4 protein-coding genes are annotated in these 3,057 nt (G+C 44.4%); all 4 read right to left on the bottom strand.

The window, feature by feature from the left end; all coding sequences use genetic code 11:
* Nucleotides 1-1,563, bottom strand: a 1,563-nt coding sequence (locus QZY09_RS01380) for a DNA polymerase III subunit gamma/tau (RefSeq protein WP_295667202.1), incomplete at its 3' end; no start/stop codon positions are given.
* A gap of 156 nt (nt 1,564-1,719) precedes the next feature.
* The gene (locus QZY09_RS01375) at nt 1,720-1,947 is read right to left on the bottom strand and encodes a hypothetical protein (protein ID WP_295667199.1); all 228 of its coding nucleotides are present in this window, start codon (nt 1,945-1,947) and stop codon (nt 1,720-1,722) included.
* A gap of 23 nt (nt 1,948-1,970) precedes the next feature.
* Entirely contained in the window at nt 1,971-2,849 is an 879-nt protein-coding gene (locus QZY09_RS01370) for an aldo/keto reductase (protein WP_295667196.1), read from the bottom strand.
* A partial coding sequence (locus tag QZY09_RS01365; protein ID WP_295667193.1) for a hypothetical protein occupies nt 2,843-3,057 on the bottom strand: 215 nt, incomplete at its 5' end. The genes QZY09_RS01370 and QZY09_RS01365, both read right to left, overlap by 7 nt.

Raw genomic sequence — 3,057 nt, 5'->3', positions numbered from 1 at the left:
TTCATAGATATAAGGGCCAATAGGCTTTGGGGGATTGGAAATAAATATGGTAAGCGCATTTTTTTTACCATCGATTTTTAGCTGAGCTGCGAAATCGCTCCAGGCTTTTGAAAACTGATCTGGCGTATAATCGTCTTTGGCGGTCCCTTTTATATAGGGATCCTCCTCTTCCATCACTTCTTCCCTGGTTTTACGCACGTCTTTTAAGGAAGGGATCGACAGACCGCTTGCGGCCGGCATAAATATTTTGGGCCTTTCAGCAGTCGCCGATACTTTAGCAGTTACCGGTGCAACCGGAGCAGATTGGGGTTTTGTGGTTTGATAGGCAACCTGCGGGTCGCTGGCCAATGCCACTTTTTCTTCAACTTTTTGGGTGCTTTCTTCCCTTATTGCTGCGGAATCAGGTTTTTTTTTTAATTGCCCGTCAGGCGCGGGCATTGTGGTGAGCGGGTTAACCGCGAGGTTAAAGACGGATTGCAGGTTACACATCTTCAGCAATGCCAGCTCCACCTGTAAGCGCTGGTTTTTACTCAGCTTATAATTAATGTCGCATTGGTTGGCTATATTCAAAGCTGAAAGCAGGAACGAAACCGATGATGCCTGCGATTGCTGCAGGTATTTTGCTTTAATCCCCTCGCTAACTTCGAGTAATTTTAAGGTAGATTGATCCTTACTTACCAGCAGGTTCCGGAAATGATCCGACAGTCCCGAAATAAAATGGGCTCCGTCAAAACCGCGACCCAAAATCTCATCAAACAACAATAATGTTTGGGCATTATCCTCATTCAGCAAACGATCGGTAATGGTAAAGTAATAGTCGTAATCAAGGATGTTAAGGTTGTCGATTACCGAGCGGTAAGTAACATTTCCGCCTGAAAAACTGACGATCTGGTCGAACATGGATAAAGCATCCCTTAAACCGCCATCGGCTTTTTGGGCGATGATATGCAGGCCATCATTCTCATAACTGATATTTTCCTTTTGGGCGATAGAAGCCAGGTGCTGGGCCATATCCTCTACCCTGATGCGGTTAAAATCAAAGATCTGGCAGCGGGAAAGTATGGTCGGAAGTATTTTATGCTTTTCAGTAGTGGCTAATATAAAAATGGCATAGTGCGGCGGTTCTTCCAGCGTTTTTAAAAACGCATTGAAAGCGGCCTGCGACAGCATGTGCACTTCGTCGATGATGTAGATCTTATACCTTACTGCCTGGGGCGGGATACGAACCTGCTCAATTAAACTGCGGATATCGTCAACAGAGTTATTCGATGCAGCATCCAGTTCATGAACATTAAACGAATTACCATTTTGAAACGACTGGCAGGAGGCACAAACTCCGCAGGCTTCGCCATTGGGCTGCAAATTTTCGCAATTAATGGTTTTAGCAAGGATCCGCGCGCAGGTAGTTTTGCCCACACCACGCGGACCGCAGAATAAAAAGGCCTGCGCCAGCTGGTTATTTTTGATGGCGTTTTTGAGCGTATTGGTAATATGCTGCTGACCTACAACGCTTTCGAAAGTAACAGGGCGGTATTTGCGTGCCGAAACAATAAAATTATCCACAGCCACTAAGGTAATAACAAAAAGGTTATCCTGAAAGTGGTGTGGGTAATTAGCTAATAAGTTGATTTATTGCTGTAACCTTTGCGGAAGACATCTACATTTTATATACATCTGGCTAGCAGTTATAATAGTTACGATAAATATTAAAAAGCCAGATCAATCGTCATCATCCGGCAAATGATCATCGTCCTCATCGTCAAAAATATTGTTATCCAATTCTATTTCGTGCAAATCATCGCGGTCCTCAGCCATGTCTTCAAAATCCTCGTCATCAATATCCGACCAATCGCCATCGCCGTCTTCCGCATCATCATCATCGCCGGGGGCAAGCATGGTTGTTATTTCTGCAACTGAATCTTCCGGATATTTATTTCCTTTAAGCATCACCATAAATTTAAAAAATAAAGTTAACCTAAAAAGTCCATATCTTTCTGAGTCATTTCAATATCCGCTGCCTTTAAATTCTCCTCAAAGTGTTTTAGCGAAGATGTTCCCGGTATCGGCAGTATCCATGGCGAACGGTGCAGCAGCCAGGCAATATTGGCCTGTACTTCGCTGATGTCATATTTCCTGGCGATCTCAGCAATGCGGGTATCCTTTTTCGGCATCGACATAAATAGTGAAAAATATGGCACCAGCGGTATGCCGTTGGCTTCGCAAATGTCCAGTACCTCAGCACCGCCGTTGGTGTCACCATAATGGCTTTTCATTGAATTGCGTTGTGCATGACCATACATATTTTCAACAGTGGCTATCGGGCCCATTTTCATAGCGGTTTCCAGTTGATCGCGGCTTACATTGCTTACACCCACATGCAATATCTTCCCTTCCTGCTGCATTTTAAACATAGCCTCCATCGATTCTTCAAAATCCCCCACGCCAGGCATTACCCTGAAATGCACCAAAGTTACCTGTTCAATTTTCAACGTCCGCAGGTTATTTTCAATGCTGCTTCGCAGATTTTCGGGCGTATTAAAAGATATCCAGCTTTTGTCAGGCTTACGGGTTGCGCCTACTTTGGTGCAGATCACCAGGTCCAATGGATATGGGTAAAGGGCTTCGGCAATTAAGCGGTTGGTTACATCTTCGCCGTAATAATCAGCCGTATCAATAAAATTGACGCCCTTTTCAATAGCTTGTTTTAAAATCTGCAAAGCTTCGGGCCTATTTGGCGGTTCGCCGTATATCCCTTCGCCGGTTAGGCGCATGGTGCCATAACCCAATCGGTTTACAGTTAAAGGGTTTTTGCTTTCTCCCGCAATGGTTATTGTTCCTTTATTTAACATGGTTGATGTTTATTTCCTGCTAAGGTAAGACAAGTATCAAAGGCTCTATCCATATTCCGGTCACGTATTTTTAAAAATGACATTAAGCTCAGTTTAGCCCAAAAGTTAAAAATTTTTAACCTTGTGCCAGGGTTAGCCGATACCGTCCGGCGCACTACAAACAACGGGGCCCGCTGCCAAAGGCCAATAACCACCTGAACCACCTGAA

The organism is uncultured Mucilaginibacter sp. (assembly GCF_903913935.1).
Lineage (GTDB): Bacteria > Bacteroidota > Bacteroidia > Sphingobacteriales > Sphingobacteriaceae > Mucilaginibacter.
Note: the sequence above shows the minus strand (reverse complement) of the source record. Positions and strands in the feature narration are given on the sequence as shown.

Coding starts and splice junctions, on each gene's coding strand:
- QZY09_RS01375 (WP_295667199.1), bottom strand. CDS start 1,947: ATGCTTAAAGGAAATAAATATCCGGAAGATTCAGTTGCAGAAATAACA.
- QZY09_RS01370 (WP_295667196.1), bottom strand. CDS start 2,849: ATGTTAAATAAAGGAACAATAACCATTGCGGGAGAAAGCAAAAACCCT.